Here is a 26268-nt window from a genome sequence, read left to right as displayed (position 1 = left end):
ACGAGGCGACCGGGCTCACCTTTTCGGTGACCGCCTATCCAGACGGCGACGGCATGACATTGGGCCAGCTAACCGTGGGCGAAGACCCCGGCTGATTTCGCGCTCGCCAAGCCGCAAACGACCAAAAGCTTGAATTGCGCCTGCGCTGGCGCTAGGGGCGCGCGCAATCCTCTCTGGCGCGCCGCGTGGCGTGCGATTTTTCAAAACAAGGACGAATACCATGGCGGTCACCCGCACCTTTTCGATCATCAAGCCCGACGCCACCAAGCGCAACCTGACCGGTGCCGTCACCAAGAAGCTCGAAGAGGCTGGCCTTCGCGTCGTCGCTTCGAAGCGCATCCACATGACCCGCGAGCAGGCCGAAGGCTTCTACGCGGTTCACAAGGAACGCCCCTTCTTTGGTGAACTCGTCGAATTCATGATGAGCGAGCCGGTTGTCGTGCAGGTTCTCGAAGGCGAAGACGCTGTGAAGCGCAACCGCGACGTCATGGGCGCAACCAACCCGGCTGAAGCCGACGAAGGCACGATCCGCAAGGAATACGCCCTGTCGATCGGCGAAAACAGCGTCCACGGTTCGGACAGCGAAGAGAACGCAGCGATCGAAATCGCATTCTTCTTCAACGACGACGAGATCGTCGGCTAAGCACTTACCAAGCAGCTATCTTGACGAGGGCCGTCCGGTTGGGCGGCCCTTTTCGTATCAGCGCTCCTCTGCGAAGCGCTCTAATTGCTGTGAATGCGCGTGGTGATGGCCCGATGCGCTGTCTTCCATCTGCGCGTGCATGGCAAAAAGGGCTTCGGGCGTCAGTTCAAGATCGAGATCGGCATAGCAGCGCGCGATCGCACCCTCCCAGTCTCCGCCCAGCGCGTCGAAATGGAGCCGCGCGATCTTTCCGTCCCATTGCGTCAGTGTCTTCGCCATACGCTCCTCGCGCAGCACGATCTTGTGCCGCCAAAGCGCCTCGATCGTGTCGAGATCGCATGTGTCGGACTGTATCGCCATCTGATTTGCGCAAAGTGACACTGCGCTGCGAAGGACCTTTTCGCTATCGCGCTCGGCCACGACCAGTCGCGCATCGGGGAACAGGTCGAGCAAGGCGGGAAGGTCTTCGGCAAAAGCGGGCACCTTGAGCACGCGCGGCTTGTCGGCGATCCCGCGATGGGCGGCGTCCGTTCTCAGTATGCGCGCGAACTCGCGGTAGATCGGCGCGGCGTCTGCAGCCTCACTCCAGATTGAATAACTCGGAATATGCCACTGCGATTCGTAGATCGAGTGGTGCAACGCAGCCGAAATCCAGGCGAGTTCCTCCTCCACATCGCCCGGCGCCATCGGATGGATTGATTGCAGCCAGGGATTGAGCGCGTTGAGCATCACCAGGTCGAGCGCGCTACGGACCCGGTTTACCCCCTTGGCCGCAGGGACAGGATGATAGGCATCGCAATAGCGCGTGTGCGAGTGCGCTGGGTCAGCGGCGAGCAGCTTGTGAATGCGTGTCGTGCCCGAACGCATATGCCCGATCACGATGATAGGCGGGGCAAGTTCGGTCTCGGCAAGCTCAGGCCGGTCGCTCCACAGCTTGCCGAAGGCGAGGCGGTTCTTGACCACGCGGCTCAGCTGACCCCAAGCCATCGCCTTGCCCAGCGGGTTGAGGTTGGCCTCTTCGATCACGGCATTGCAAAGCCGCTCCAGCCGCTCGCGAAAGTCGGCCACATCCTCGCCCGATCGCCCGCCGGTTTCGCCGTGTGCGTTGGCGGCATTGGTGGCGACGTCCCAGAGCGCGTCGGCGCTCAGATCGGGCGTGGGCAGCCAGCCTTTGTCCCATGCCGTGCCAAGCAGAGTGCTTGCGCGATCGGCGAGGCGTCCTCTCGCAAGAGGATGCTCGCGCGCGGGCTTCTTTCTCGGAAACTGCGGCATCAGAACTGGTCCGCCGCATCGAGCAGCTTGGTCAGGCGCGCAGGCGCAACGCTGCGCCAGCTTCGATGGAGCCATTCGCCGACATGCTCCCAATCGACGCCGGGGCGGTTGAGGATCACGCCGATCCATCCGCTGGCGCCGTAATAGGCGGGTTTGAAATAGGCTTCGGGCTGCGCTTCGACGAGGTCCAGCAGCTCGTCCATGCTACCCGTCTTCACGAGAACGGCGATGTGCTGCGAGCCGTGATGCTGATCGTTGAAATGCGCGAAGAATTTGCCCGATTTCTCGGTTCCAACTCGGAAGCCGGGCGAACCGTGGCTGTCGCGTTCGTGCGTTTCGGGGAGGGCAAGCGCTAACTCGCGCACCTTCGCATACAGATATTCGGGATCGTAGCCTCGCGAGACATAATCCGCGACTGCGCGCGGATAGAGCTGGTGCTCGGCCGGTTTGACCCGCGCGGCGAGTGCTTCTGGTGTGTCGTCGGGCGCAATGGCGACCCTGACCTGCGCCAAGACCTCGCCGGCATCGAGTTCAGGCGTGACGATATGAACGCTCGACCCCGCATGGCTGTCGCCCGCCTCGATGGCGCGCGCGAAGGTGTCGAGTCCCTTGTATTTGGGCAGGAGGGAGGGGTGAATGTTGAGGATTTGACCCTCCCAACGCTCGACAAAGCTGTCGGAAAGGATGCGCATGTATCCGGCGAGGACGATGAAGTCGCCGCCTGCCTCGACCACCGCCGCTTCCATCGCGGCGTCCTGCTCCTCGCGGCTGATGCCCTTGTGCGAGTGCGTGAATGTCGCGATGCCTTCAAGCTGCGCGAGCGCGAGCCCTGCTGCGTCCGAGACATTGCTCGCGACAAGCACGATCTCGTAGGCCGCATCGTCTAGGCGGCTGGCGTAAAGCAGCGCGGCAAGGTTGGTGCCCGTGCCCGAAATGAAGACCGCGATCTTCGCTTTATGAGTCATGCTGATCCCGTCTCAGCATAGATCCCTCCGATAGTCTGCCGCGCGATCCTGCTGCGAAAGTCCGGTCTGGACAAGGCAGGCGCGGCAGTTTGCATCAAGCCGTGTGTGTCGCGCTCCAGTCGCCGAGCGCGCTCCATGTACCCTGCGATCCGCGAACCGTGCAGCCGCGCTCGCCTTGCGCGATTGTCCCGACGCGCAGCACCGTCTCGCCAGCCTCTTCGAGCCGTTTGGTGACCGTGTCGACATCGGTCTTGGCCACTGCGAGAACCATGCCCACGCCGCAATTGAAAGTGCGTGCCATTTCCTCAGGCTCAATCGCGCCCTGCGCCTGCAGGTAGGCCATCAGGCGCGGTTGCTCCCAAAGGTCGGCATCGACCTGAGCATGCGCGCCGTCAGGCAGGATGCGCGGGATGTTTTCAAGCAGGCCACCGCCGGTGATGTGTGCAAGACCGTGGACGAGCCCATCGCGAAGCAGCGGAAGAAGGCTCGCCACATAAATTCGCGTGGGTTCGATAAGCGCGTCGATCAATAGCTGCTCGGGATCGAACAGGGCAGGGCGGTCGAGTTTCCAACCCTTGTCCGCTGCAAGCCGCCGCACGAGCGAATAGCCGTTCGAGTGGACACCTGAACTTGCAAGGCCGAGCAAAACGTCACCGCTTGCAACCTTCTCGCCCGTAAGCTGCTCCCCGCGTTCGACCGCGCCGACACAGAAACCAGCAAGGTCATAATCGCCATCGCCATACATGCCCGGCATCTCGGCTGTTTCGCCGCCGATGAGCGCGCAGCCCGCTTGTTTACACCCCTCGGCGATGCCCGCGACGACCCGCTCGGCGATGCCGTTCTCCAGCTTTCCGGTGGCGAAATAATCGAGGAAGAACAGCGGCTCAGCGCCCTGCACGATCAGGTCGTTGACGCACATCGCGACAAGGTCGATCCCGACGGTGTCGTGCCGGTCATAGTCGATTGCCAGCTTCAGCTTGGTTCCGACCCCGTCATTCGCCGCGACGAGCAGCGGGTCCTCATACCCGGCAGCTTTCGGATCGAAGAAGCCGCCAAAGCCTCCCAGATCGCTGGTTGCTCCCGGCCTCGCTGTGGCCTTTGCCAATGGCGCAATGGCCTTGACCAGCGCGTTGCCGGCATCGATCGAAACGCCTGCATCGGCGTATGTATATGGGGAGTTCTTGCCACTCATGCGCAAGGCTTTAGCCTTTCAGGCTTGGATTTCCACTTCGCATTGGGCAAAGACGCATCAGATTTCCCCGATGAGTATGTCATCCACCCTTTCCGGCCCGAATTTGAGAGCCCTGCCAGCGCCGCGCTGGATCGCCGCAGCGCTGTTGGCGTTTGCTCTGTTGGGCGGCGGCTATGCGCTCGTACTGGCGCAGGTGTCGGGGGACCGCGGTATCGCTCCCACCGCTTCGAGCGCCGATATTGAGGTGCGCGGGATCGAGGTCGATGTGCGCGCTGATACGGGCGAGGAGGCGCGCGATGAGGCGTGGCGCCGTGCGCAGCGTGAGGCGTGGGAGCAGGTCGGTGGGCCAGCGATCAACGACAGCCAGCTTGCAGGCATGGTCTCGGCCATCGTCATCCAGCGCGAGCGGATCGGCCCCAAACGCTATGTCGCAACGCTTGGTGTAACCTTCGACCGCCAGCGCGCAGGCCGATTCCTAGGTGGCGCTCGCAGTGCGCGTTCGTCTGCGCCGATGTTGCTCATCCCGGTAACGGTGAGCGGCGGCGCTTATATGACCTTCGAGGTTCGCAATCCGTGGCAGCGCGCTTGGGCCGAATTCAATCCGGGCGGAAGTCGCATCGACTACGTCCGCCCGTCCGGCGCGGGGGGCGATTCGCTTTTGCTGACATACGGGCAGGCGGGTCGACGCAGCCGCGCGTGGTGGGCGAGCACGCTCGACCAGTTTGGCGCTGCCGATGCTCTCGTGCCGATTGCCAAGCTCGATCACCAATTCCCCGGCGGCCCGATCACCGGGACCTTCACCGCACGCTATGGGCCGGACAGCAAGTTCCTCGAGACATTCGAGATGGAAGCGAGCGGTCCGGGGCAATTGCAGGCCATGCTCGGTGAAGCGGTTGAGCGCATGGATGCCATTTACGAAGAGGCGTTGGCCGATGGGAAATTGCAGCCCGACCCGACCCTGCGCCTCGGCGGTTCGGGGCAGGTCGACCCGGCGCTTGCTCGCTTGATCGAGATTGGGCGCGCTATCCGGGCCCGCGATGCCGCCGCTGCTGAGGCGGCTGCGACGGCTTCCGAATTCTCGGCCGGTGAGGCACCCGTCGCACAGCCGACTCAGGCCCCCGCCGTCGTGCGCGCCTATGCCGTCCAGTTCGCAAGCCCCGATCCGATGGCTTTCGATTCGGCCCTTTCGACCGTCCGTCAGGTTCCGGGAGTGCGCGGATTAGCGGTTACGAGCACCGCGATGGGCGGCACTTCGGTGATGAGCGTAAGCTACGGCGGCGACCTGTCCGCGCTGGCGGCGGCGCTGCGCGAACGCGGCTTTGCCGTGCGCGAGGGCAACAACGCGCTCGCCATCAGCCGCTAGACCGCCAGTGGTACTGTCGTGGCTGGTTCTTCGCATTCCCAGATAGCTCTCCCGTTGGCTCCAGCCGGCGAAGGCGCCCCACGCCGGATCGTAGTGGGGAACGCCAATCTGCAAGTGGTCGAGGCCCTGCAGAACCCAGTCAGCTGGCCATTCAACACGGCCGTCCTAACCGGCCCGCCACGATCGGGAAAGAGCCTGCTCGGCAATTGGGCCGCAGGGCAGGGGATCGAAGTCATCGACAGAGCCGATACGCTGGACGAAGCGGAGGTGTTCCACCGGTGGAACGCGGTGCAGGAAGGCGGTTCACGCGCAGGCACCAAACTGCTGCTGATTGCCGACAGCACGCCTTGGGAGATAAGCCTGCCTGACCTTAAGTCGCGCCTCGGCGGATCGCTGCAACTCGCGATTGGCGATCCCGATGACGCCATGGCGGCACAGCTGATCGAAGCACATGCAGAGGCGCGCGGTCTCACCTTGGCAGAGGGGGCAGCGGACTATCTCGTCCCGCGCACGCGGCGCTCCTTTGCAGATATCGAGGCGCTCGTGCGGACCATCGACCGGATCAGCCTTGAACGTGCGGCACCCGCTACCATGTCTGTGTGGAGAGCGGCGCTCGAAGCTTTGCATGGGCCCGACCAACAAAAACTGTTGTAGCGCGGATTTGCCTTTCGGCCCGTTTGGTGGGAGAATCAGCACCATGTTCGACAAGCTCAAGGCTTATCTGGACTCGGTCCAGGCGCGCGATCCAGCTCCTCGGTCGCGGTGGGAAATCCTTTTGTATCCGGGGGTTTGGGCGCTTGGCTTCCACCGGGTTGCGCATTGGCTCTTCGATGCGAAGCTGTTTTTCCTCGCCCGGTTCGTCAATCATCTCAGCCGCCTGCTGACCGCGATCGATATCCATCCGGGCGCCAGGATCGGGAAGAACTTCTTCATCGATCACGGCTTCACCGTCATCGGCGAAACTGCAGAGATCGGCGACAACGTCACGATCTATCAGTGCGTGACGTTGGGCGGGACCAATCCGACAAATGGAAAGGGCGGCAAGCGCCACCCGACCATTCAGGACAACGTGATCATCGGCTCAGGCGCGCAGGTCATTGGCCCCATCACCGTGGGCGAGCGTGCACGCATCGGTGCCAACGCTGTGGTGACAGAGGAAGTGCCTGAGGGCGCGACGATGGTCGGTTTCAAGGCGCGCTCGACACTCGTTCCTGCCGAAGAGTGGATCAAGGACTTCATTCCCTACGGTACGCCTTGCGAGGACGCAGAAGGCAACCGCGTCGATTGCATTGAAAAGCTCGAAAGCGAACTGATCGCAATGAAAGCTGAGATCGCCGCATTGAAGGCAGATCGCCAAGTCGATGAACCTGTTCAGGGCGATCTCGACCTCACCAAGAAAAGCGGGACCGGTGCCTGATGAGTGCAGGTCTAGGAGCCGGGAATTCCGGCCAGGTTGTTGCGTTTCCGGGTAAGCAGGCTGCAAATCAGGTCGGGTTTGACCGCGAGGAACTGCAGCGCATTCTCGACCTTTATGGCCGTATGGTCGCCGCGGGCGAATGGCGTGACTACGCGATGGATTTCGACCGCCACGCAGCGACCTTCGCCGCATTCCGCCGCACCGCCGAGCGCCCGCAAACGCGCATCGAGAAACGTCCGAGCCTTCGAGGCAAACAGGGCATGTACACGCTGTTCGGCGAGCACGGACAAATCCTCAAGCGAGGCTCTGAACTCGTGAACGTGCTTGCCCCGGTCGAGAGGCGGCTGATGAAGGCGGTCGACGACTAGGCCGAGGCTGCCATCGACAGGGCCGGATCCTCGGTCGCAGGAAGGCTCGCCTGAACATTGCCCGGAAGCGCCGCAACCACCGAACGTCGGATCGGCTGCCAGAAGGCTGAGAGGCTCAAGAGAGCCGATCCGATCACTAACGCGGTAAGTGCAAAATTCAATTCGACAGCTCCAAACTCGCGGAACAGGAATGTCAGCGCGAACAGCACATAGGCGAGGGCGGAGACCAGCAGCGCGCGCCGGTCAATCGCCAACGCGAGCAGGCCAAACGCGATATAGACGCCAAGCACACCCACAGCCGCTCCCACGCCCAGATTGTCACCCTCGGTCACGCCTAGCAGGGCGAAGATCGGGTGAGCGATCATGGGTGCCGCAAGCAGATGCAGCCAGAAGGCAACGTCGCTGCGACGCGTGATACGCTCGCGATCCGAAATGTCCCAGCGCATGGCAAAGCCGAACACCGCAAGACCTGCGATGAAGACGAGGACGAGCAGGATATCGGGCGTAATCAGCCCGGGACCGACAGCTGCCAGCATCAGGGCGATGACCGTGCCTGCGACACCCGCAGCACCGGCTGCGACCGTGATCGGCACCATGAAGCGTCGCCAGTGAAGGTAGGCGGCGCCCGCTCCAGCAAAGGCTGCGAGCGCGGCGATTACGGCTCCGATGCGGTCGCTGCCATTCAGGATGATGGTGAACCCTGCACCGAGAACTGCGAAGAAGACCCCCCCGACAAAGGCGAGCAGCAGCAGGATCGAGGGCAGCGCCATCCGGCGTTTGCGCGTAAAGAACTCTGCCAGCGGCCATGCGGTTACGGCCACCAGTAAGCCGGGCAGGCAAAGATCAAGCGCGGTCTTGAGGTTTCGGGCGTCGGCCCTTGCCTCCAGCTGGGCCGCGCTCATCCTGCTCGGAATTGTCTCAAGCCAAGCCTCGGCGGGCACGAACATTGCGGCGAGAGCCTGACCAATCGCACCGACCGCGAGCAGCAAGATGACGATGCCGATGCTCACGAATATGTCGTTGAAGCTGTTGATGAGGCGAAAGTTTTCTTCCGACCCGCGTGGCAATTCGCGCACTCTCGTCATGTGAGCGCGGAAGCTTTCGGCGGCCTCGGCGCTCAGCGCGCCTGCCGCGACGGCGGAATTGATGTCGTCTTCTGAATACATTTCGGGCCCAGCCTCCCCTGCTGAATAGCAACGGAAGCTAGGCCCGGTGTATTAAGTAGTCAATACAGTGGTGCGGATTAGCCGCGCGCGCTGGCGGGACCGGTGCCGGTGACCTTCTGCATGGCCTTGAGGATGTTGCCCGACTGCTCGGAACCCGACTGCGGGGCGACGAGGTTCGAGAAGTCGTTGATCTCGTCCCAGCGTGCGGCGAAGCCTTCGACGGTGCGGTCTTCGTCCTTGAGCCACACCGCGTCGTTCATCACGGTCCACGAAGAGTGGAAATCGCCTGCGCCTGCACCGACGATCGCGTTGGTGGGCGAGTCTTCGCTGACGAGGAAGAGCGCTGCCGGAACCACGTTCACCGGATCGAACAGCTTGAAGGCTTCTTCAGGGAAGAGGTCTTCGGTCATGCGCGTGCCGGCAACCGGCGACAGCGTGTTGACGCGAATGTTGTACTTTGCGCCTTCGAGCTGGAGCGTCTTGGTGAGGCCTGCAAGGCCGAGCTTGGCTGCGCCGTAGTTTGCCTGGCCGAAGTTGCCGAACAGGCCGGTCGACGATGCAGTCATGAGAACACGGCCATAGGCCTGTTCACGGAAAGTTTCCCAGCAAGCCTTCGTGACGAAAGCCGAACCGGTGAGGTGTACCTTGAGGACGAATTCGAAATCGTCCGGGGTCATCTTGTGGAACGTCTTGTCGCGAAGGACGCCCGCATTGTTGATGAGGACGTGCACGCCGCCCCACTTCTGCTTGGCGTCGGCGACCATCTTTTCCATCTGCTCGTATTCGGTGACCGAGCCGCCGTTTGACATGGCTTCGCCGCCCATGGCTTCAATCTCTTCAACGACCTTGAGGGCCATGTCCGAGTGGCCGGTGCCGTCGCGTGAACCGCCGAGATCGTTCACGACGACCTTCGCGCCGCGGCGGGCGAGTTCGAGCGCGTATTCGCGGCCCAGTCCGCCGCCTGCGCCAGTGACGATGGCTACCTTGTCCTTGAAGTCGATGGTCATGGGGACTGATCCTTTCCGTGGGGTTTGTTTATCTGGTCTGTGAGCGGGCGTGCTTTACGCTCGCGTAAACTCTTATGCGGCGCTGCGTGGCAGGATTCGTGCTGCGTTGCAACAGCGCGAGCTACGAAGTTGAGCTGCCGTAGCGTCAGATCGTTATTCTATAGCGCTTCGAGGGCGGGAATGAGGCCTTCGAGCGAATCAATTACCGCATTCGCGCCGAGTTCGTGAGGTGGCTTGTCGCAATAGCCATAGGCCGCCCCGATCACGGGAACGCCTGCTCCACGCGCAGCCTTAACGTCATAGGTCGAATCGCCCAAGAATGCGAAGCGGCCACCGCCGCAAATCTCACGCGCTTTTAAGACCGGTGCGGGGTCAGGTTTGGCGAGGAACTTGCCGTCGGGTCCCTTGCCAAGGCTGTTGCCGCCGATGACCGTTTCGAAGGGTGCGATGAAGTCGATCTGCGTCAGGATGGAGCGCGCGAATTCCTCAAACTTGTTGGTGACGACAACCATCTTCACACCGCGCGTCGCGAGTTCGTCCACCACCTCGCGGGCGTGGGGGTAGGGCGCCGAATGAACCGCGTTGTTTTCCGAGTAATAAGCCAGCATCGCCTTGTAGAGCGGCTTGAATTCCTCCGGCGGCAAGCCGCCTTGCGCCTCGATGGCGCGGGCCAGCATGATCTTTGCTCCGCCTCCGATCAGGTCTTTTGAGCTGTCGACCGGCACCGTATCGTACCCACCAAGCTTGAGCGCATGGTTCACCGCTTCGCCAAGGTCGCGGAATGTGTCGAGAAGTGTGCCATCGAGGTCGAAACCCACGGCATCGAAAGGGAATTTGGCCATAGGCGGCATCGCGTGAAGGAACCGACTTCATTCTGCAAGCATTTGATGGCAAGCGCTGCCGGGCCTACAGGAGAGAGCATGACTGATTTTGCCGCCATCATCCTTGCCGCTGGCAAGGGCACCCGCATGAAGAGCGAGCTCCACAAGGTGCTCCACCCGATTGCGGGCAAACCGATGCTGCTGCACCTGCTCGACAGCTTTGCCGAGCTCGCGCCCCAGCGCACGGTCGTGGTGGTGGGCGACAGGCGCGAACAGGTGGACGCTGCACTTGAAGAGCGCGATGTCTCGACTGCGCTGCAAGACCCGCAGCATGGCACTGCACACGCGGCTTTGCAGGCGCGTGAAGCGCTTTCGGGCTTTTCGGGAAACCTTCTTGTCTGCTTCGGCGATGTTCCGATGGTCCGCGCCGAGACGGTGCAGCGCCTGATTGCTGCGCTTGAGGACGGGGCAAAGGTCGCGGTGCTAGGATTCCGGCCCGAAGATGCGCTCGCTTATGGCCGGATCATTGCCGACGATGATGGCACGGTGCGCAAGATGGTTGAATTCAAGGATGCGACCGAGCGCGAGAAGCGCACGCGCCTGTGCAATTCGGGCCTGATCGTCGCGCATTCGGACGATATGTGGCCGCTGCTCGACGCGGTCGACAACGATAACGCGCAAGGCGAATATTACCTCCCTGACGTCGCCACCGGAGCCATCTCGCGCGGCGATAAGGTCGTCGTGGTCGAAACCGATGCGGACGAAGTTGCGGGCATCAACAGCCGCGCCGAACTCGCCGAGGCTGAGCAGCGCTGGCAGGCAGTCCGCCGCGAAGAGGCGATGGCGGATGGGGCAACTCTGCGCGCACCTGAGACCGTTTTCTTCAGCTGGGATACGAAGATTGGCCGCGATGTCCTGATCGAGCCCAACGTAGTCTTCGGTCCCGGCGTGAGCATCGCCGATGACGTCCACATCAAAGCGTTCTGCCACATCGAAGGCGCAACCATCGCGAGCGGCGCAGCGGTCGGGCCGTTCGCGCGCCTACGTCCGGGCGCGGTGATGGAAGAAGACAGCTTCGTCGGCAATTTCGTCGAGATGAAGAAGGCAACACTTGGCCCCGGCGCAAAGGCCAGCCACCTCACTTATCTCGGCGATGCGACGGTGGGCGCCAAAGCCAATATCGGCGCAGGCACGATCACCTGCAATTACGATGGCTATTTCAAGTACCACACCACCATAGGGGATCGCGCTTTCATCGGATCGAACAGCGCGCTCATCGCACCGGTCACAATCGGTGCAGACGCGATCGTTGCGGCAGGCTCCGCTGTTAGCCGTGACGTCGGCGCAGGCGACCTTCGCATGGTGCGCGGCGAGCAGGCTGTGAAGCCGGGCTGGGCCGATCGCTTTCACGATACGATGAAGAAGAAAAAGGCAGCGCAAAAGGACAAGTGAGCATGACGCCAATCCTCTTCAGTGCCACCGCAAAGCCGGAAGAGGCGCGCGTCTTCTATTGCGACGTCATGGGTTTCACTCTGACCGACGACAATCCGTTCTCTCTCGAATTCGATGCTGGCGGAACGATGCTTCGCGTTCAAAAGGTCGAGAGCTTTCAACCCCATCCCTTCACCCAGCTGGGATGGCGGGTCGAAGATATCGCTGCCGAATGCGACCGCCTCTCGGAACGTGGCGTCGAATTCGCCCGGTTTGAATGGATGGAGCAGGACGAGCGCGGCATCTGGACTACGCCCGATGGTGCGCAGGTTTGCTGGTTCCGCGACCCGGACGGCAACACGCTGTCGCTTACCCAATGGCCGTAGTGAGCGAAGAGGCACTGACCTGCTGGCTGTGCGGGCGCGCGATCGAAAATCGCCTCCAGTGGCACCACCCAGTGCCCAAGTCGAAGAAAGGCCGCGCGACCGTCCCGGTTCATCCGATCTGCCACAAGACGATCCACGCAAACTTCACCAATGCCGAGCTTGCCCGGATCGGTGATGACCCGGAAGCCCTTTCCGACAAGCCCGCCATCGCGAAGTTCCTTGGCTGGATCGCGAACAAGCCACCCGACTTTCACGCGCCGACCCGCCGCTAGGGCCGTGCCATCCGGGAAATGCTGCCTCTCGTAACTGTAGAAGTAAGAGGCAGCAGCAAAGGAGTGAGCGCGAGATGGGTGTGGCAAAATGGGTTCTGGCAGGAGCAGGCTTGGCCGCCATCGCAGGCGTCGCAGCGGTCGCGCAATATCGCGGTGACAGCGAGGAACCTGCCTATCGCAGCATCGCCAAGGACGAGCCTTTCGAGCTGCGCGAATACGAACCGATGATCGTTGCCGAGGTCACTCACATGGGCGACCGTCGCCGCGCGAGCGGGGCGAGTTTCCGCCGCCTAGCCGCTTACATCTTTGCTCAGGACCGACCGGGTGGGAACCGCGAGCGGATCGCCATGACCGCTCCGGTAATCCAGGAAAGGATCGATCAGGACGAGCCGATCGCTATGACGTCTCCCGTCCTTCAGGAAGAAACAGCCACCGGTGAATGGCGGATGCGCTTCGTCATGCCTTCGCGCTTTACGATGGACACGTTGCCCACACCGCCTTCGGATATCACCTTGACCAAGGTGCCCGCTCGCCGGATCGCTGCGGTGCGCTTCAATGGCAACGGCTCAAACGCCGACCTTGCCAAGATGGAAGCGCAGTTGACCGAGTGGGTTGAAGACCAGAACCTCACACCGGTCGGAGACTTCGAGTACGCCTTTTACGATGCGCCGATGGTGCCAGGTCCCATGCGGCGCAATGAGGTGCTGATAGAGGTCGCGGCCGAGTAGGGGGAACTCGCGGGTACGCCTGCGACCTCTATCGCTCGCAACTCAGGCGCTCTCGAGATACTCCGTGCGCACAGGAGCCGAGCGGGAATATTCACGTTCCCATTCCTCGAACTCGCTGCGGCTAAGCAGATAGCGCTCGCGCGCTTCGTGAAAACTGATCGCACGGTCATGCACGGCGCGCACCACATCAGCCTTGCGCGAAGCAGACCAGTGGACGCGATGAGAGCGCGGGAGGCCATAACGCTTAATTGCGTCGGCAATCGAAATATCGCGGGGGTAAGCCATTTCCTAAGTACTCCTTTGTATCCCGGCGAGATCAAAGGTGTGTTTTTGCACTTAACGAGGGCCTGCCAGACATGGTTAATTTCGCGTTGACGAACCCCCCCGTGCGCGGCCTGCGACGAACCGAGTGAAAACTGTCGGACTGTTTTACAACTGACCATGCGGTCGACAAAAAAAGGGCGGCATCCCGCAGGAAACCGCCCCTTTTCGATACGCTCATCTTTTAGGATTCGCGTCGGCTTTGCGCGAAGGTCAACCGCCGGTCTGTTCGTCCATCAGCTGCTGCATCAGGTAGACATATTGCAGCGCCTGAAGCTTGGCGCGCTGTTCGTTATCGACGCCGCCAGAGTGTCCGCCGGTCATGTCTTCGTAGTAGTAGTAAGGCTGTCCCAGTTCCTTGAGACGCGCAGCACCCTTTCGAGCGTGCGCAGGATGCGTGCGATCGTCTGCGGTCGAGGCCCAAAGGAATGGGGTGGGGTAGTCCACGCCTTCAACGATCTTCTGGTAGGGCGAATAGCCTTCGATCCATGCGCGCTGTTCGGGGATACGCGGATCGCCATACTCGCCGATCCACGAAGCGCCGCGACCGATCAGGTGATAGCGGAGCATGTCGAACAGCGGGATTTGCACGATCGCCGCCCCGAACAGGTCAGGACGCTGCGTGAAGGCCGTTCCGACCAGCAGGCCGCCCTGCGAGCCACCCTGGATGCCGAGGTGTTCAGGCGAAGTGAAACCGCGATCCACCAGGTCCTGTCCAACTGCGATGAAATCGTCCCAGGTGCGCTGCTTGTTCTCGCGGATCGCGGTCTGGTGCCAGCCGGGGCCGAATTCACCGCCACCGCGCAGGTTTGCAAGCACATAGGCTCCGCCGCGCTCAAGCCACATCTTGCCGGTCGAACCCATATAGCTCGGCAGGCGCGGGATCTGGAAGCCGCCATAGCCGCTCATCAGGATCGCCGTTTCGCCGTTCATCTCCATGCCGGCAGGCTTGACGATGAAGTAGGGGATCTTGGTCCCGTCGGCGCTGGTCGCCTCGTGCTGCTCAACGTCCATACCAGCAGCGTCAAAGCGTGCAGGCGAGGTCTTGAGCGGCATCGGGTCGGTCGAACCGTCGGTGTAATAGAGCGTCGTCGGGTTGAGGAAGTCGGTGACAGTGAACATGATCTGCTCACTCTCATTCGAGCTTGCCGCGATGCCGACCGTCGCATTGTCGGGCAGGGCCACTTCTTCGCTGGTCCAGGCGCCGTCCTCATAGTTAAACTTGAGCACCTTGCCGACAACGTTGTCGAGCATGCCGACATATAGCGCGCCTGCAGTGATGGCACCGCCGCGCTTGGTCTGGCGTTCTGCCGGGGCCCAGACGAGCGTCTTGGCAGCGCCATTCGGGTTCGCCTTCCACTCGTCGAGGTCCATCGCGATCAGGCTGTCAGCAGGGAAGGTCTGACCGTCGACTTCCCAATCGACGTCGGTCGACAGAAGCACCTGGCCATCGACGATCCCGTAAGGCGATGCCTTCTTCGGGATGTCGAGCTTGATCCATTCCTCACTGTCATCGTCGTAGAGGAAGTACTCGCTTTCGTGGAAGCTCACGCCTCGGAATGCGGTCATGGCCTGCACTTCGCCGCTCGCATCGCGCAGCAGGCTGGCGCCCGCCCACACGTCATCGGCTTGGCCGCGGAACAGTTCGGGCGCATCGGCAAGGTCTGTGCCGCGCTCCCAAAGGCGGGTGGTGAAGGGGTATTCGCTGGCAGTCAGCGTGCCTTCGCCAAAATCGCGGCCTACGAGAAGCGTGTCAGCGTCGAGCCACTGGATCCCGCCCTGGCTCTTCTCAGCGAGCTCAAAGCCACCTTCGACAAATTCGCCGGTGGTCATGTTGAATTCGCGCATGATGGTGGCATCCTCGCCTCCATCGCTGAGCGCGATCATGCACATTTCCATCGCGGGCGGCAGGCAGGTCGAGCCCTTGTAAACCCATTCCTTGCCCTCAGCCGCGGCCAGCGCGTCGATGTCGAGCACGGTTTCCCATTCCGGATTGTCGGTCTGGTAGCTTTCCAGCGTCGTGCGGCGCAGGATACCCTTGGGGTTCTCCTTGTCCTGCCAGAAGTTGTAGAGACCGTCCGGGCGGAAGCTCACGAACGGAATGCGATCTTCGCTGTCATAGATGGCGAGCGCTTCGGCCTTGAGCGTTTCAAAGCGCGGATCGTTCTCCAACGAGGCGAGTGTGCGCTCATTCTCTGCCCGGACCCAGTCCAGCGCTTCGTCGCTGCGGGCTTCTTCGAGCCAGATGTAAGGGTCTTCGTTAGGACCGGGGACGCCGCTTTCATCCATTGGGCTTTCGTCCATATGCGCATCTGCGGATGCGGAGGTCGCAACGCCCATGGTCATGGCAGCTGCAAGAGCCAGAGCGATGGTGTTCGTGGAAACAAGTTTCAAAGGTCCTCTCCTTGGGGGTTTCGGGAATGTTTGTGCATGGAGAGCCTTTGATTGTGAAGGGCTAAATGCGGTCAGGACACTCCTGGATAATATTCGAAATAGACATGGTGCTCGGCGGGTAATTCGATTGCGTAGAATGCGCCGCCATAGGCCAGGACGATCGCGACACCTGCGAGCGGACCAAGCGCCAGCGCTGGCTTGTGCCAGCGGCGAGCCTTGCGAAAGTGGAGCGCGGCTAACAGGTGGCCGGTGATCGCCATGACGGCGAGCACGTAATAGGGTGCAAAACCGTACCGAAGCGGATCGAGAACGAGCGTCCCCGCCGCCCAATAGAAATTGGTGTCGAGACCGAACGCAAGGCGCGTGATGAGCGCCGCGCTGGTATGCATCACGATGAAATAGACGAGATAGCATCCGCTGGCGAACTGGACCCAGTGCCAGAAATCCTTGCGAGAGCGCTTGGTTATCCGACGCAGGAGACCGATCCCAAGGACGACCTGCACAGCGAGCGCAAGCACCAGAGCAGCTTCTATCACAGGAACCCGATAGACAGCGCGGCCCCATCGCAGGACGAGATCCTGAGCCGCGATCGAGCCTACCGCGCTGAAATGCGCTGCGAAATGCACTGCGAGAAAGAGCCCTATGAAAAGTGCAAGGCGGCGGTGGGCTTGCTTCGCTTCAACTCGCATGGCATCGCTCCTTAATCGGATATCTTTTATCCGGATAAAGAATGTCCAATTAAGGAGTCAAGAGTGCAACTGGCCAAAGGCATCGAGTGGACGACGCATGTTTGCACCATCATCGCGCTGTTGCCCGAGGGAAAGGGCCTTAGCGTCGATGCACTTGCCGAGTTTTTCGAGCTTCCCGCCGCTTATCTATCGAAACAGATGCAGGCGCTACGCCGTGCAGGAATTGCGCAATCGGTTCGCGGGAAGGGCGGCGGCTATCGCCTTGCGCAGTCGCCGGATGCCATAACTCTTCTCGACATCGTCATTGCCATCGAAGGACCGTCGCCCGCCTTTCGGTGCACCGAGATCCGTCAAAACGGACCATGCGGCCTCGAGCGCTCCGAATGCAAACGCCCCTGCGAGATTGCAGCGGCCTTCGCGGCTGCCGAACAGGCCTATCGCAGCGCGCTTGAGTCGAAGACGCTCGCCTCGATCATGCAGGAAGCGGCAATGAACTCGACGCCTGAGCATATGATGGAGATTGCCGGGTGGGTTCAGCGCCAGAGCTCCTGAGGCCCGATAGGCGCCCGTCGCCGTATCTCAGCCGGGTTCTTGTTCGGCGACGGGAGCAGGCAAGGCGATCGCAAACTCTCGTCCTTGCAGCCAGTCGACGTATTTTCCGGCCAGCCACCACACGAGGATAACCAGAGGTGCGGACACCATGCCGTCTGTCGCATAATGCCAGCCGAGGTGGATCGAGCCGATGTAGATTACCGCCGCATAGGCCCAACCGATCACCGTCAGCACTCTCGACCCTTGTTGCTGGAGCCATAGAGCAGCCGCTACCGAAATCGCCACGTGGATCGACGGCATGGCCGAGATACCGCTGATGAGCAGGGGATTGTCCATGGTGTCGATCAGCGTATCTTTCACCAAGATCACCGAAGGCGCTTGATCAGACAGCACTGCGAGCATCAGATCGAAACTGCGGTCGCCGAAGAAGTCTCCGACCATCACCGGTCCGACCGATGCCATCAACATGGCGAGCCCGCCACCCAAGAAAAGCCAGGTGAATTGCAGGACGAGGGCAAAGCGGATTTTCTGCGCTTCGTTGAAGGAGAAGGCGACCCACACCGCTAGCCCGATATGGACCATGTGCCACGCATTGTAGAGCCAGACGATCTGTCCGGTGGCCCAACCGAACAGCGCATGGGTGATACGCCATGGGTCGGTGCCGAAGAATATCTTACGGTCCAGTTCGACAAGGAACGGGTCGAGATAGAACGGCATCACAAAGGGGATCGATTTCTTGATCCCGCTGAACACTTCGAGCGACATCGCCAGTGAAAGATAGAGTGCACCGGCCCAAACCACCTTCGGCCAATGTGCGCGAAAATCGGCGGCCAGTTGCGACACCGGATTTGGATTGCGAGCGATCACCGGGCGGAGAAGAAAGAAAATCGCGAAGACCGGCGTCAGGAGAAGGACGAGATTGATAAACGCATTACCGCGATTGTTGTCTGGCACGGGTGCCAGCAACGCGATCAGCGCGACCGCTACAACCGTCAGATAGCCAATGTTGATGCCGCGAATTTTCATGCGATGACTACCTGGCTCCCTCACCGGTGCTGGGACATTTGATCCCGTTCCCGCCTGAAATCCCAAAAGAAAAGGGCGACCCGCAGGCCGCCCCAATCACATCGCAATTCTTGGTAAAGATTTACTTACCCTTCGACGTGCTCCGCGAGCACAGTCAGGCCCCGTTACTCGCCGACATGCTCGGCGAGAACAGTCAGGCCAGTGTCGCCGACTTCAGCAAAGCCGCCGCGCACTTCGATGGTTTCGGGCGCAGCGCCTTCGGTCTTGTAGACCTGCACAGCGCCGTCGCGGATCGTGCTCATGAAAGGCGCGTGGCCTTCGAGAACGCCGAATTCGCCTTCGGTGCCGGGGACGACGACCATGTGGACGTCCTCGCTGCGGACCAGCTTTGCAGGGGTTACGAGTTCGAAGTGGAGTGCCATCGATCAGTTTCCGTCAATCGCCGCATCGAATGAAGATGTGGCCTTCTCAAATTTGTCGCGGCAGCCCGGATTGCAAAATCCGACGACCTTGCCGCGATAAAGGGTCAGGCTGTCACCTGAGACCGGATCGCCCGACCATGGGCAAACCGCATTGACGCAGTTTGCCAGGTCGAGCGTTTCCGACATATCCCTTAGCTTTCCTCGGCGAGCTTGGCTGCCTTTTCGACAACCATGTCGATGCCGCCAACCATGTAGAAGGCCGCTTCGGGAAGGTGGTCGTATTCACCATCGACCACAGCCTTGAACGACTTGATCGTATCTTCGAGCTGCACGAACAGGCCCGGGATGTTGGTGAAGACCTCAGCCACGTGGAACGGCTGCGAAAGGAACTTCTGGATCTTGCGCGCACGGGCAACGGTGAGCTTATCTTCTTCCGAAAGCTCGTCCATGCCGAGAATGGCGATGATGTCCTGAAGGCTCTTGTACTTCTGCAGCGTTTCCTGAACGCGGCGAGCGGTTTCGTAGTGTTCCTGACCGACAACGCGCGGCTCGAGAACGCGGCTGGTCGAGTCCAGCGGGTCCACCGCCGGGTAGATGCCGAGCTCCGAGATGGCGCGCGACAGAGTGGTCGTTGCGTCAAGGTGAGCAAACGAGGTTGCAGGCGCCGGGTCGGTCAAGTCATCTGCAGGAACGTAGATGGCCTGCACCGAGGTGATCGAGCCCTTGGTGGTCGAGGTGATGCGTTCCTGCAGGTTACCCATGTCGGTCGACAGGGTCGGCTGATAGCCCACTGCCGAAGGAATACGGCCGAGAAGCGCGGACACTTCCGAACCCGCCTGCGTAAAGCGGAAGATGTTGTCGACGAAGAACAGGACGTCCTGGCCTTCTTGGTCGCGGAAATATTCGGCCATGGTCAGACCCGACAGAGCAACGCGTGCACGTGCGCCCGGAGGCTCGTTCATCTGACCGAAGACGAGCGCAACCTTGGAGCCTTCCGAGATAGCGTTGCCGTCTTCGTCCTTGGCGATAACGCCAGCGTCGAGGAATTCGTGGTAGAGGTCGTTACCTTCACGGGTGCGCTCACCAACGCCTGCGAACACGGACACGCCGCCGTGGCCCTTTGCGATGTTGTTGATGAGTTCCTGAATGAGAACGGTCTTGCCAACGCCAGCGCCGCCAAACAGGCCGATCTTGCCGCCCTTCGCGTAAGGAGCGAGAAGGTCGATCACCTTGATGCCGGTGACGAGAATGTCGGCTTCGGTCGACTGGTCGACAAAGGCAGGAGCCTCTGCGTGGATCGGGCTGGTCATGTCAGCGCCAACCGGGCCACGCTCGTCGATGGCTTCGCCGACGACGTTCATGATGCGGCCGAGCGTCTTGGGGCCAACCGGAACGCTGATCTGCGCGCCGGTGTTGATGACTTCCTGACCACGAACAAGGCCTTCGGTCGCATCCATCGCGATGGTGCGGACGGTGTTTTCGCCAAGGTGCTGCGCGACTTCGAGGACGAGCGTCTTGCCGTCGTTTTTGGTTTCGAGCGCGGTCAGAATTGCGGGCAGTTCACCGGGGAACTGCACGTCGACGACAGCGCCGATGACCTGGCTGATCGTGCCGTTGGTGGTCTGGTTGAGGACTGGTGCGGTTGCCATTTTCGTTTCCTGTGATGTTCGGCCTTTGGGGCCGTTAAATCGTGAGCGTTATTCGGGCTGGGTAGGGACGTTCGCGCTTGCCGGTTGATCGGCCATCGCGTCGGCGCGTTCGAGCGAGGAGCAGAATTGCGGCTCCTGTTCGACGGCCCATGCGTCATCGGACTGGGTGAGTGTAAGTTCGCGGGTCACGCCTTCCGGGTCGCTCGCCAGCGCGAAATCGCAGGTGAAGCTCTGTGCAAGGTCGGTCGCAACGCAGGTTGCCGAGCGAACCTCGGTGCCAAAGCCGGTGCAGGCCTCGCCGAGCGCCATGCTGACGGTTTCCATGCTGGGCGGATCGCCCGCATCGCCAACCGTGTCATCGTTGGCGGTGCTGACGGTCGCCACATCGACGTCATCGCCGGCGCCTTCTTCCTCAGCAGGAGCTGCGCAGGCAGCAAGACCGAGGATGACAGTGCAGGCTACAAAAGTCTTGAGGGTCTTCATAGTGCTTCGGCTCCTGCGATGATTTCGATCAGCTCGGTGGTAATCGCGGCCTGACGGCTGCGGTTGTACTGGATCGTCAGCTTGTTGATGAGGTCGCCTGCGTTGCGCGTGGCGTTGTCCATCGCGGTCATCGAAGCGCCTTGCTCCGATGCCTCACGCTCAAGCAGCGAGCCGAACAGCTGCGTCTTCACGTAACGCGGAAGCAGCTCTTCGAGGATTTCCTCTTCGCCCGGCTCGTATTCGACCACGGCGTCGGTTTCCTCGGCCGTGTCAGGTGAGGGGACGGGGATCAGCTGGTTGACGGTCGGGTTCTGAACCAGTGCCGACTGGAAGGTCGGGTAGATCAGGTGTGCAACGTCATACCTGCCGTCTTCGAACATCTGGATGAGCTCGGCAGCGATGGCATCGGCCTCTTCAAAGCCCGGCGTCTTCACATTCGAGGTGTCGAAGTGGTTGCCGATGCGCTCGGGATATTCGCGCTTGAGCGGCGCGCGGCCCTTCTTGCCGACGAGGTAGAACTCGACCGACTTGCCTTCAGCAAGAAGCGCCTGCGCCTTGGCCTTGGCAGCCTTGACGAGGTTGGAGTTGAGACCGCCGCACAGGCCCTTGTCGGTGTTCACCACAACCAAAAGGTTGCGCTGGTCCGAGCCGGTGCCTGCGAGAAGCTTGGGCGCGCTGTCGCCCGAAACCTTGCCCGCAAGGCTCGCCATGACAGCTGCCAGGCGTTCCTGATACGGGCGTGCGGCTTCGGCAGCGGCCTGCGCACGGCGCAGCTTGGCCGCGGCGACCATCTGCTTGGCCTTGGTGATCTTCTGGGTCGACTTGACCGAGTTGATCCGACCTTTGAGTTCCTTGAGTGAGGGCACTTACCCTTGCTCCTTATGCGAACTGCTTGGCGAAGGCTTCGAGGCCCGCAACCACAGCAGCCTTGGTGTCGTCTTCGAACTTTCCGGTGGTGCGGATCGTTTCGAGGACGTCGGCGTGCTCGCTGCGGAAGAAGGCGAGCATTTGCTCTTCGTATTCGTTGACGCGGTCGACAGCGATCGAATCGATAAAGCCGTTGGTGCCGGCAAAGATCGATACGGTCTGCTCTTCGAACGGCATCGGGTTGAACTGCTTCTGCTTCAGAAGCTCGGTCAGACGAGCGCCGCGGTTCAAAAGCTTCTGCGTAGCAGCGTCGAGGTCCGAACCGAACTGCGCGAATGCAGCCATTTCACGGTACTGGGCAAGGTCGAGCTTCATCGAGCCCGAAACCTTCTTCATCGCCTTGGTCTGAGCGGCACCGCCCACACGGCTAACCGACAGACCCACGTTAATCGCGGGACGGATACCCTGGTAGAACAGGTCGGTTTCGAGGAAGATCTGGCCGTCGGTGATCGAAATCACGTTGGTCGGAATGTAGGCCGACACGTCGCCTGCCTGCGTTTCAATGATCGGAAGCGCGGTGAGCGAGCCGCCGCCTTCTGCCTTGTTCATCTTTGCAGCGCGCTCAAGCAGGCGGCTGTGCAGATAGAAAACGTCACCCGGATAGGCTTCGCGGCCCGGAGGACGACGCAGCAGGAGCGACATCTGACGATAGGCAACGGCCTGCTTGGAAAGGTCATCGTACACGATCACGGCGTGCATGCCGTTGTCGCGGAAGAATTCACCCATCGCGCAGCCGGTGTAGGGCGCGAGGTACTGAAGCGGTGCAGGCTCCGAAGCGGTAGCCGCAACGACGATGGAATATTCCATCGCGCCGTTTTCTTCGAGCTGCTTCACGATCTGCGCGACGGTCGAACGCTTCTGACCCACGGCGACATAGACGCAGTAGAGCTTCTTGCCTTCGTCATCCGATGCGTTGACGCCCTTCTGGTTGATGAAGGTATCGATTGCGACAGCGGTTTTACCAGTCTGACGGTCGCCAATGATAAGTTCGCGCTGACCACGGCCAACGGGGACGAGGGCGTCGATGGCCTTGAGGCCCGACTGCACCGGCTCCGAAACCGATTCGCGCGGGATGATGCCCGGCGCCTTAACTTCGACGCGGCTACGCTCGGTCGTTTCAATCGGGCCCTTGCCGTCGATCGGGTTGCCCAGCGCGTCGACCACGCGGCCCAGCAGAGCCTTGCCCACGGGGACGTCCACGATGGTCTCGGTACGCTTGACGGTGTCGCCTTCCTTGATCTCGGCGTCCGAGCCGAAGATCACGACGCCGACATTGTCAGCTTCGAGGTTGAGGGCCATGCCCTGAACGCCATTGGCGAATTCGACCATTTCACCGGCTTGGACCTTGTCGAGGCCGTGGATGCGGGCGATGCCGTCACCAACGCTAAGCACGGTGCCGACTTCGCTGACCTGTGCTTCGGTGCCGAAATTGGCGATCTGGTCCTTGATGACCTTCGAGATTTCTGCGGCGCGGATTTCCATGTTCGTAGTCCTTTAAGCCTTCATGGCCTGGGCGAGAGAATTAAGGCGAGTGCGGATCGAGGCATCAATGCGCTGCGATCCAATGGTGACGACGAGCCCGCCCAGAAGGTCAGGATCTTCGTCGGCTGTAAGCATGACAGTGCGGCCAACGCGGGCCGTGAGCTTGTCCTTCAGCGTTGCAAGCTGAGCATCGGTCAGCTTGTGCGCGCTGGTGACATTGGCCGACACCTCACCGCGCTGTGCCGCGGCGATGGTTTTGAATGCGGCAATCATTTCGGGCAGCTTCGACAGACGGCGATTGCCCGCGAGCACGCCGAGAAAATTCGTGGTGAGCTCGCTCAGCTCGAGGTGCTTGGCCACTGCGGAAACTGCGGCACCTTGTTGTGCGCGCGAGAGTTCCGGGTTGGTGGTCGCAGCGGCCAGATCGTCCGACTCACTCAGCGCAGCGCCGAGCGTTTCGAGATCGGATTCGACCGAAGTGACGGTTCCGTTTTCGGAAGCCAGATCGAACAGGGCCGAGGCATAACGGCCTGCAAGGCTAGCCTGAATACCGGCGGAATTATCCACGCGTTTAGATCCTCTTTGAGGAGTGAAGAAAACAACTGACGCTCTCGGGGAATCTGCAGGGGGCAAGGGGCCTCTGCGCCGAAGCTGGCGCGCGCCTAGCAATTCGATTCTGATTCCGCAAGCCGGGTGGTCAGATTGGATGACCTGTCCACGCCTTAACCGCGCCGCTGCCTGCAACGCCAAAACGCTGGACATTTTGCTTACCGACCGGTAAGTAAAGCGCGTGCAAAGCTGGCAAGGCCGTGGTACTCAGCCAGCAAAAGTGGGAGAGGAACTTATGCAAATGACCCCGATGGCACCCAAATGCGGTGTCGAGGTTTCCGGTGTCTCGCTGGCTTCGTGCAGCGACGCGGAAATGCAGGACATCAAGAATGCGATTTACGAGCACGGTGTTGCTGTGTTCCGCGATCAGGAATTCTCGAAGCAAGACCATATCACCTTCGGCAAGCGCTGGGGCGGGATCGATGTGAACAACTATTTCCCGCTGACCGAAGACTATGCCGAGATCGCGGTGGTCAAAAAGGACCCCGATCAGCAGACCAATATCGGCGGCGATTGGCACACCGACCATTCGTATGACCAGATTCCGGCGATGGGATCGGTGCTGGTCGCGCGCGAACTACCCCCTAAGGGCGGCGACACGATGTGGGCGCACATGGGAGCGGCCTATGATGCGTTATCGCAGGACCTCAAGGACGAGATCGAAGGCCTTGAAGCGTTTCACACCGCCGACCACATCTACAAGGCCGATGGGCTGTATGCGCAGACCGACATGGGTCGGAGCCTTCGCGGGCATGATCTCAAGACCGGAGCAGTCCACCCGGTCGTGATCCGCCACCCGCATACCGGGCGAAAGCTGCTCTATGTAAACCGCGCCTTCACGATCAACTTTGTCGGTCGCACGCGCGAGGAAAGCATGCCGCTGTTGCAGCGCCTGTATGATGCTGCGCTGACGGACGACAACCAGTGCCGCCTACAGTGGAAGCCCGGTACGATCGCGATCTGGGACAATCGCACGACGTGGCACAATGCAATGAACGATTATCAGGGCCACTACCGCGAGATGCACCGCATCACGCTGTCGGGTGAGGCGCTGGCTGCCTGAGCCGTCCTGCTACGGGGCGGCTTGTTCGCGAGCCGCCTCGGCCCCGGCGATCTCCTCGTAGGCCCGCTTCGAGTACGTCTCGAGGCGGCTTCCCCACGTGCCTGGCGGCATCGTGTAAAGGCCGCGCAGATAGGCCTTGTCGAGCTGCGTGAGCGACTGAGGTCCGGTGAGCACATCGCCATCAAACAGAGTCAGGATCGACGCCGCAGCCAGATTGTTCGCGTCGTAATTCCTGCGCGGTGATCCGAGCAATTGTAACGTGGCGAAGTCGGCGAGTTGATTGAGGTGCACGTTTTCCAATTGCCGCACATCGAACACGATGAAGCTGCTGCTCCGGGTGCGCGGGAGCGATGCTCTGAACCGCGAAGCGCCATATTCCCTTTCCTGCGCAACATTGGCGCCCGCATCGTCGAAAAGGAAACCAGACCCGGCAATCGCTCCGGAGTTTTGTTCGTTCGCTGAGCGAGCCAGGCGCGACTGGACGCCCTCGATATTCCACGCAACGAACGGCAGGCCGCGATTGATCTCGGTGCGAATATCGCGGACGGCAGCGGCGTTGAAGATTTGCGGGCGCTCGCGGCGCAAGCGGTCGACGAGGACGCCGGGGCGATCGACAACCATGATAACGGCGTTGGCGGTGCAATCAGGCTCTCCCAGTTCCAGCCCCGCATCCTGCGCATTCGTGCGGACCCGCTGCGCCACGCGCTCGCTCAATTCGGCGCCCAGCCCGACCACGGTCAGGCACAGAGGGTCAATGAAGCGCGGGATTGCCTCTTTGGGACGGCGGCTGTGAGCGATGTCTTTGACGCCCTGCCTGACTTCGTCTTCTCGCAAGGGACGCTCTGCCGTGACCTCGATCTCGGGCTCCGCAGTGCGGATGCTTACGGTTTCGGAGCTGTCTTGCGCCTGAAGCGCCACGGGCGAGGCGGCTGCGATCGCCAGCGCGGCGGTGCTGAGGGAGGTAGAAAAAGGCAAGCGCATCTGCGAACTCCGCTCGTTTCGGGCGTATCAGCATAACGCATTGGAGCGCCGCGCAAAATAGGCTGCCCGGCACAGCGGTAGTCTACCCTAACGAGCGGCCCACCCAGATGACCGGTGCGAGCGAGAGGATCGCGAAGCCAAGCGCGACCTGCCACCATCGGCTCGCGAAGATCATCGCGAATATGACAAATCCCGCGATGACATCGCCCGAGATAGCCGCGAGGAAATCCGGCAGGGACGGGCCTCTCTGCCATAGGGTCCAGAACCAGCGCGCGTTTACCGACCAGAAGAACAGTGACATCAAAATCCACTGATACCGGCGGTTATCCTGATAATACTGCGCAAGATCCACGCCATCATCATCGATCTGGCCGGGAAACGACACCGCCGCGAGCAGCGCCAGCATCACCAGCTGGAACATGATCGGCAGAAACTCGCCGAGCGTGATCGCTCCCTCGCTGTTCTTCGCCGCGCCCCACCAATAGGCGATGATCGTCAGCAGCACGAAAAGCGCGAAAATCGGCTGCGCCCAGTGCCATTTGACTGCCTTCGAGCGCAGCACGTTGTTCAAATGCTCAAGCTCGAACGCAATCGCGACACCGAGCACGATCGAAGCGAGGACGAGCGCTTGTTCCACCT

30 protein-coding genes are annotated in these 26268 nt (G+C 61.3%); 11 read left to right on the top strand and 19 right to left on the bottom strand.

Annotated elements, in window-relative coordinates:
- The first annotated feature begins 220 nt into the window (after nt 1-220).
- On the top strand, nt 221-643 hold the full coding sequence (gene ndk / locus NAP1_RS08105) for a nucleoside-diphosphate kinase (protein ID WP_007164781.1): 423 nt from the start codon (nt 221-223) through the stop codon (nt 641-643).
- A gap of 57 nt (nt 644-700) precedes the next feature.
- On the opposite strand, the gene NAP1_RS08100 is transcribed toward ndk, so the two are convergent.
- The 3 genes from NAP1_RS08100 to purM form a co-directional block, all read right to left on the bottom strand.
- Nucleotides 701-1915: a sulfotransferase gene (locus NAP1_RS08100; RefSeq protein WP_007164780.1), complete on the bottom strand. Its 1215-nt coding sequence runs from the start codon at nt 1913-1915 to the stop codon at nt 701-703.
- Nucleotides 1915-2880, bottom strand: coding sequence for a phosphoribosylglycinamide formyltransferase (gene purN / locus NAP1_RS08095; protein ID WP_007164779.1), 966 nt, complete (start codon nt 2878-2880; stop codon nt 1915-1917). The genes NAP1_RS08100 and purN overlap by 1 nt, the downstream gene beginning before the upstream one ends.
- Before the next feature lie 94 nt (nt 2881-2974).
- The gene (gene purM / locus NAP1_RS08090; RefSeq protein ID WP_007164778.1) at nt 2975-4072 is read right to left on the bottom strand and encodes a phosphoribosylformylglycinamidine cyclo-ligase; all 1098 of its coding nucleotides are present in this window, start codon (nt 4070-4072) and stop codon (nt 2975-2977) included.
- Nucleotides 4073-4142: 70 nt separating this feature from the next.
- Between purM and NAP1_RS08085 the strand changes: the two genes are divergently transcribed.
- The 4 genes from NAP1_RS08085 to NAP1_RS08070 are packed head-to-tail and all read left to right on the top strand — an operon-like array spanning nt 4143 to nt 7220.
- A complete protein-coding gene (locus NAP1_RS08085; protein WP_241761198.1) occupies nt 4143-5435 on the top strand; it encodes a heavy-metal-associated domain-containing protein in 1293 nt (430 codons plus the stop codon).
- A 54-nt stretch (nt 5436-5489) separates the two neighbouring features.
- Nucleotides 5490-6089, top strand: coding sequence for a DnaA ATPase domain-containing protein (locus NAP1_RS08080; protein WP_156777222.1), 600 nt, complete (start codon nt 5490-5492; stop codon nt 6087-6089).
- 43 nt (nt 6090-6132) lie between these two features.
- The gene (gene epsC, locus NAP1_RS08075) at nt 6133-6852 is read left to right on the top strand and encodes a serine O-acetyltransferase EpsC (protein WP_007164775.1); all 720 of its coding nucleotides are present in this window, start codon (nt 6133-6135) and stop codon (nt 6850-6852) included.
- The gene (locus NAP1_RS08070) at nt 6852-7220 is read left to right on the top strand and encodes a DUF2794 domain-containing protein (RefSeq protein ID WP_007164774.1); all 369 of its coding nucleotides are present in this window, start codon (nt 6852-6854) and stop codon (nt 7218-7220) included. Before epsC ends, NAP1_RS08070 begins: the two co-directional genes overlap by 1 nt.
- Here NAP1_RS08070 and NAP1_RS08065 read toward each other — a convergent pair.
- From NAP1_RS08065 to NAP1_RS08055, 3 genes are all read right to left on the bottom strand, one after another.
- Nucleotides 7217-8386, bottom strand: coding sequence for a hypothetical protein (locus NAP1_RS08065; RefSeq protein WP_007164773.1), 1170 nt, complete (start codon nt 8384-8386; stop codon nt 7217-7219). The genes NAP1_RS08070 and NAP1_RS08065 overlap by 4 nt on opposite strands.
- A gap of 77 nt (nt 8387-8463) precedes the next feature.
- Nucleotides 8464-9393, bottom strand: a complete 930-nt coding sequence (locus tag NAP1_RS08060; protein WP_007164772.1) for an SDR family NAD(P)-dependent oxidoreductase — start codon at nt 9391-9393, stop codon at nt 8464-8466.
- Nucleotides 9394-9551: 158 nt separating this feature from the next.
- On the bottom strand, nt 9552-10235 hold the full coding sequence (locus NAP1_RS08055; protein WP_007164771.1) for an HAD hydrolase-like protein: 684 nt from the start codon (nt 10233-10235) through the stop codon (nt 9552-9554).
- Nucleotides 10236-10313: 78 nt separating this feature from the next.
- Between NAP1_RS08055 and glmU the strand changes: the two genes are divergently transcribed.
- From glmU to NAP1_RS08035, 4 genes are all read left to right on the top strand, one after another.
- Nucleotides 10314-11666 (top strand): bifunctional UDP-N-acetylglucosamine diphosphorylase/glucosamine-1-phosphate N-acetyltransferase GlmU, encoded by a 1353-nt coding sequence (glmU, locus tag NAP1_RS08050; RefSeq protein WP_007164770.1) that lies wholly within the window; start codon nt 10314-10316, stop codon nt 11664-11666.
- 2 nt (nt 11667-11668) lie between these two features.
- Nucleotides 11669-12031: a VOC family protein gene (locus NAP1_RS08045; RefSeq protein ID WP_007164769.1), complete on the top strand. Its 363-nt coding sequence runs from the start codon at nt 11669-11671 to the stop codon at nt 12029-12031.
- Nucleotides 12022-12303 carry a hypothetical protein gene (locus NAP1_RS08040; RefSeq protein WP_007164768.1) on the top strand — a complete coding sequence of 94 codons (282 nt, stop codon included), beginning with the start codon at nt 12022-12024 and terminating at the stop codon, nt 12301-12303. The genes NAP1_RS08045 and NAP1_RS08040 overlap by 10 nt, the downstream gene beginning before the upstream one ends.
- Nucleotides 12304-12377: 74 nt before the next feature.
- Nucleotides 12378-13031: a heme-binding protein gene (locus NAP1_RS08035; RefSeq protein WP_007164767.1), complete on the top strand. Its 654-nt coding sequence runs from the start codon at nt 12378-12380 to the stop codon at nt 13029-13031.
- A gap of 42 nt (nt 13032-13073) precedes the next feature.
- Here NAP1_RS08035 and NAP1_RS08030 read toward each other — a convergent pair whose 3' ends face one another.
- The 3 genes from NAP1_RS08030 to NAP1_RS15905 all read right to left on the bottom strand — a co-directional run bounded on the left by NAP1_RS08030 (nt 13074) and on the right by NAP1_RS15905 (nt 16435).
- Complete coding sequence (locus NAP1_RS08030; RefSeq protein ID WP_007164766.1) at nt 13074-13316, bottom strand: DUF1153 domain-containing protein; 243 nt, start codon at nt 13314-13316, stop codon at nt 13074-13076.
- 249 nt (nt 13317-13565) lie between these two features.
- The gene (locus NAP1_RS08025; protein WP_050750464.1) at nt 13566-15692 is read right to left on the bottom strand and encodes a prolyl oligopeptidase family protein; all 2127 of its coding nucleotides are present in this window, start codon (nt 15690-15692) and stop codon (nt 13566-13568) included.
- A 125-nt stretch (nt 15693-15817) separates the two neighbouring features.
- The gene (locus NAP1_RS15905) at nt 15818-16435 is read right to left on the bottom strand and encodes a hypothetical protein (protein ID WP_007164764.1); all 618 of its coding nucleotides are present in this window, start codon (nt 16433-16435) and stop codon (nt 15818-15820) included.
- A gap of 63 nt (nt 16436-16498) precedes the next feature.
- On the opposite strand from NAP1_RS15905, the gene NAP1_RS08015 reads away from it, so the two are divergent.
- Nucleotides 16499-16987 carry an Rrf2 family transcriptional regulator gene (locus NAP1_RS08015; RefSeq protein WP_007164763.1) on the top strand — a complete coding sequence of 163 codons (489 nt, stop codon included), beginning with the start codon at nt 16499-16501 and terminating at the stop codon, nt 16985-16987.
- Nucleotides 16988-17014: 27 nt separating this feature from the next.
- On the opposite strand, the gene NAP1_RS08010 is transcribed toward NAP1_RS08015, so the two are convergent.
- The 8 genes from NAP1_RS08010 to NAP1_RS07975 all read right to left on the bottom strand — a co-directional run bounded on the left by NAP1_RS08010 (nt 17015) and on the right by NAP1_RS07975 (nt 23543).
- On the bottom strand, nt 17015-18013 hold the full coding sequence (locus NAP1_RS08010; protein WP_007164762.1) for a phosphatase PAP2 family protein: 999 nt from the start codon (nt 18011-18013) through the stop codon (nt 17015-17017).
- Nucleotides 18014-18177: 164 nt separating this feature from the next.
- Complete coding sequence (locus tag NAP1_RS08005; protein WP_007164761.1) at nt 18178-18435, bottom strand: ATP synthase F1 subunit epsilon; 258 nt, start codon at nt 18433-18435, stop codon at nt 18178-18180.
- A gap of 3 nt (nt 18436-18438) precedes the next feature.
- The gene (locus NAP1_RS08000) at nt 18439-18621 is read right to left on the bottom strand and encodes a hypothetical protein (protein ID WP_007164760.1); all 183 of its coding nucleotides are present in this window, start codon (nt 18619-18621) and stop codon (nt 18439-18441) included.
- 5 nt (nt 18622-18626) lie between these two features.
- Nucleotides 18627-20084 carry a F0F1 ATP synthase subunit beta gene (gene atpD / locus NAP1_RS07995; RefSeq protein ID WP_007164759.1) on the bottom strand — a complete coding sequence of 486 codons (1458 nt, stop codon included), beginning with the start codon at nt 20082-20084 and terminating at the stop codon, nt 18627-18629.
- A gap of 48 nt (nt 20085-20132) precedes the next feature.
- Complete coding sequence (locus NAP1_RS07990) at nt 20133-20567, bottom strand: hypothetical protein (RefSeq protein WP_007164758.1); 435 nt, start codon at nt 20565-20567, stop codon at nt 20133-20135.
- Nucleotides 20564-21433 (bottom strand): F0F1 ATP synthase subunit gamma, encoded by an 870-nt coding sequence (locus tag NAP1_RS07985; RefSeq protein ID WP_007164757.1) that lies wholly within the window; start codon nt 21431-21433, stop codon nt 20564-20566. Before NAP1_RS07985 ends, NAP1_RS07990 begins: the two co-directional genes overlap by 4 nt.
- 13 nt (nt 21434-21446) lie before the next feature.
- Nucleotides 21447-22976, bottom strand: a complete 1530-nt coding sequence (atpA, locus tag NAP1_RS07980; RefSeq protein WP_007164756.1) for a F0F1 ATP synthase subunit alpha — start codon at nt 22974-22976, stop codon at nt 21447-21449.
- Between the two features lie 12 nt (nt 22977-22988).
- Nucleotides 22989-23543, bottom strand: a complete 555-nt coding sequence (locus tag NAP1_RS07975; RefSeq protein WP_007164755.1) for a F0F1 ATP synthase subunit delta — start codon at nt 23541-23543, stop codon at nt 22989-22991.
- Nucleotides 23544-23826: 283 nt separating this feature from the next.
- Here NAP1_RS07975 and NAP1_RS07970 point away from each other — a divergent pair, with 283 nt between their 5' ends.
- On the top strand, nt 23827-24648 hold the full coding sequence (locus NAP1_RS07970) for a TauD/TfdA family dioxygenase (RefSeq protein ID WP_241761197.1): 822 nt from the start codon (nt 23827-23829) through the stop codon (nt 24646-24648).
- 9 nt (nt 24649-24657) lie between these two features.
- Here NAP1_RS07970 and NAP1_RS07965 read toward each other — a convergent pair whose 3' ends face one another.
- Both NAP1_RS07965 and NAP1_RS07960 read right to left on the bottom strand, forming a co-directional pair.
- Nucleotides 24658-25629 carry a hypothetical protein gene (locus tag NAP1_RS07965; RefSeq protein WP_007164753.1) on the bottom strand — a complete coding sequence of 324 codons (972 nt, stop codon included), beginning with the start codon at nt 25627-25629 and terminating at the stop codon, nt 24658-24660.
- 82 nt (nt 25630-25711) lie between these two features.
- Entirely contained in the window at nt 25712-26266 is a 555-nt protein-coding gene (locus NAP1_RS07960) for a hypothetical protein (protein ID WP_007164752.1), read from the bottom strand.
- Nucleotides 26267-26268: the final 2 nt, after the last annotated feature.

Origin of the sequence: Erythrobacter sp. NAP1 (genome assembly GCF_000152865.1) — a bacterium.
Classification (GTDB): Bacteria; Pseudomonadota; Alphaproteobacteria; order Sphingomonadales; family Sphingomonadaceae; genus Erythrobacter.
This window is presented reverse-complemented; position numbering and strand designations above follow the sequence as displayed.

Bases quoted from the DNA above. Each gene is read 5' to 3' on its own strand.
- glmU (WP_007164770.1), top strand. From the start codon at position 10,314: ATGACTGATTTTGCCGCCATCATCCTTGCCGCTGGCAAGGGCACCCGC.
- NAP1_RS08070 (WP_007164774.1), top strand. From the start codon at position 6,852: ATGAGTGCAGGTCTAGGAGCCGGGAATTCCGGCCAGGTTGTTGCGTTT.
- NAP1_RS08060 (WP_007164772.1), bottom strand. From the start codon at position 9,393: ATGACCATCGACTTCAAGGACAAGGTAGCCATCGTCACTGGCGCAGGC.
- epsC (WP_007164775.1), top strand. From the start codon at position 6,133: ATGTTCGACAAGCTCAAGGCTTATCTGGACTCGGTCCAGGCGCGCGAT.
- NAP1_RS08035 (WP_007164767.1), top strand. From the start codon at position 12,378: ATGGGTGTGGCAAAATGGGTTCTGGCAGGAGCAGGCTTGGCCGCCATC.
- NAP1_RS08025 (WP_050750464.1), bottom strand. From the start codon at position 15,692: ATGGGCGTTGCGACCTCCGCATCCGCAGATGCGCATATGGACGAAAGC.
- NAP1_RS07970 (WP_241761197.1), top strand. From the start codon at position 23,827: ATGACCCCGATGGCACCCAAATGCGGTGTCGAGGTTTCCGGTGTCTCG.
- NAP1_RS08030 (WP_007164766.1), bottom strand. From the start codon at position 13,316: ATGGCTTACCCCCGCGATATTTCGATTGCCGACGCAATTAAGCGTTAT.
- NAP1_RS08005 (WP_007164761.1), bottom strand. From the start codon at position 18,435: ATGGCACTCCACTTCGAACTCGTAACCCCTGCAAAGCTGGTCCGCAGC.
- NAP1_RS08085 (WP_241761198.1), top strand. From the start codon at position 4,143: ATGAGTATGTCATCCACCCTTTCCGGCCCGAATTTGAGAGCCCTGCCA.
- NAP1_RS08055 (WP_007164771.1), bottom strand. From the start codon at position 10,235: ATGGCCAAATTCCCTTTCGATGCCGTGGGTTTCGACCTCGATGGCACA.
- NAP1_RS15905 (WP_007164764.1), bottom strand. From the start codon at position 16,435: ATGCGAGTTGAAGCGAAGCAAGCCCACCGCCGCCTTGCACTTTTCATA.
- ndk (WP_007164781.1), top strand. From the start codon at position 221: ATGGCGGTCACCCGCACCTTTTCGATCATCAAGCCCGACGCCACCAAG.
- NAP1_RS07990 (WP_007164758.1), bottom strand. From the start codon at position 20,567: ATGAAGACCCTCAAGACTTTTGTAGCCTGCACTGTCATCCTCGGTCTT.
- NAP1_RS08000 (WP_007164760.1), bottom strand. From the start codon at position 18,621: ATGTCGGAAACGCTCGACCTGGCAAACTGCGTCAATGCGGTTTGCCCA.
- NAP1_RS08045 (WP_007164769.1), top strand. From the start codon at position 11,669: ATGACGCCAATCCTCTTCAGTGCCACCGCAAAGCCGGAAGAGGCGCGC.
- NAP1_RS08100 (WP_007164780.1), bottom strand. From the start codon at position 1,915: ATGCCGCAGTTTCCGAGAAAGAAGCCCGCGCGCGAGCATCCTCTTGCG.
- purM (WP_007164778.1), bottom strand. From the start codon at position 4,072: ATGAGTGGCAAGAACTCCCCATATACATACGCCGATGCAGGCGTTTCG.
- NAP1_RS08065 (WP_007164773.1), bottom strand. From the start codon at position 8,386: ATGTATTCAGAAGACGACATCAATTCCGCCGTCGCGGCAGGCGCGCTG.
- NAP1_RS07965 (WP_007164753.1), bottom strand. From the start codon at position 25,629: ATGCGCTTGCCTTTTTCTACCTCCCTCAGCACCGCCGCGCTGGCGATC.
- NAP1_RS08010 (WP_007164762.1), bottom strand. From the start codon at position 18,013: ATGAAAATTCGCGGCATCAACATTGGCTATCTGACGGTTGTAGCGGTC.
- purN (WP_007164779.1), bottom strand. From the start codon at position 2,880: ATGACTCATAAAGCGAAGATCGCGGTCTTCATTTCGGGCACGGGCACC.
- atpD (WP_007164759.1), bottom strand. From the start codon at position 20,084: ATGGCAACCGCACCAGTCCTCAACCAGACCACCAACGGCACGATCAGC.
- atpA (WP_007164756.1), bottom strand. From the start codon at position 22,976: ATGGAAATCCGCGCCGCAGAAATCTCGAAGGTCATCAAGGACCAGATC.
- NAP1_RS08040 (WP_007164768.1), top strand. From the start codon at position 12,022: ATGGCCGTAGTGAGCGAAGAGGCACTGACCTGCTGGCTGTGCGGGCGC.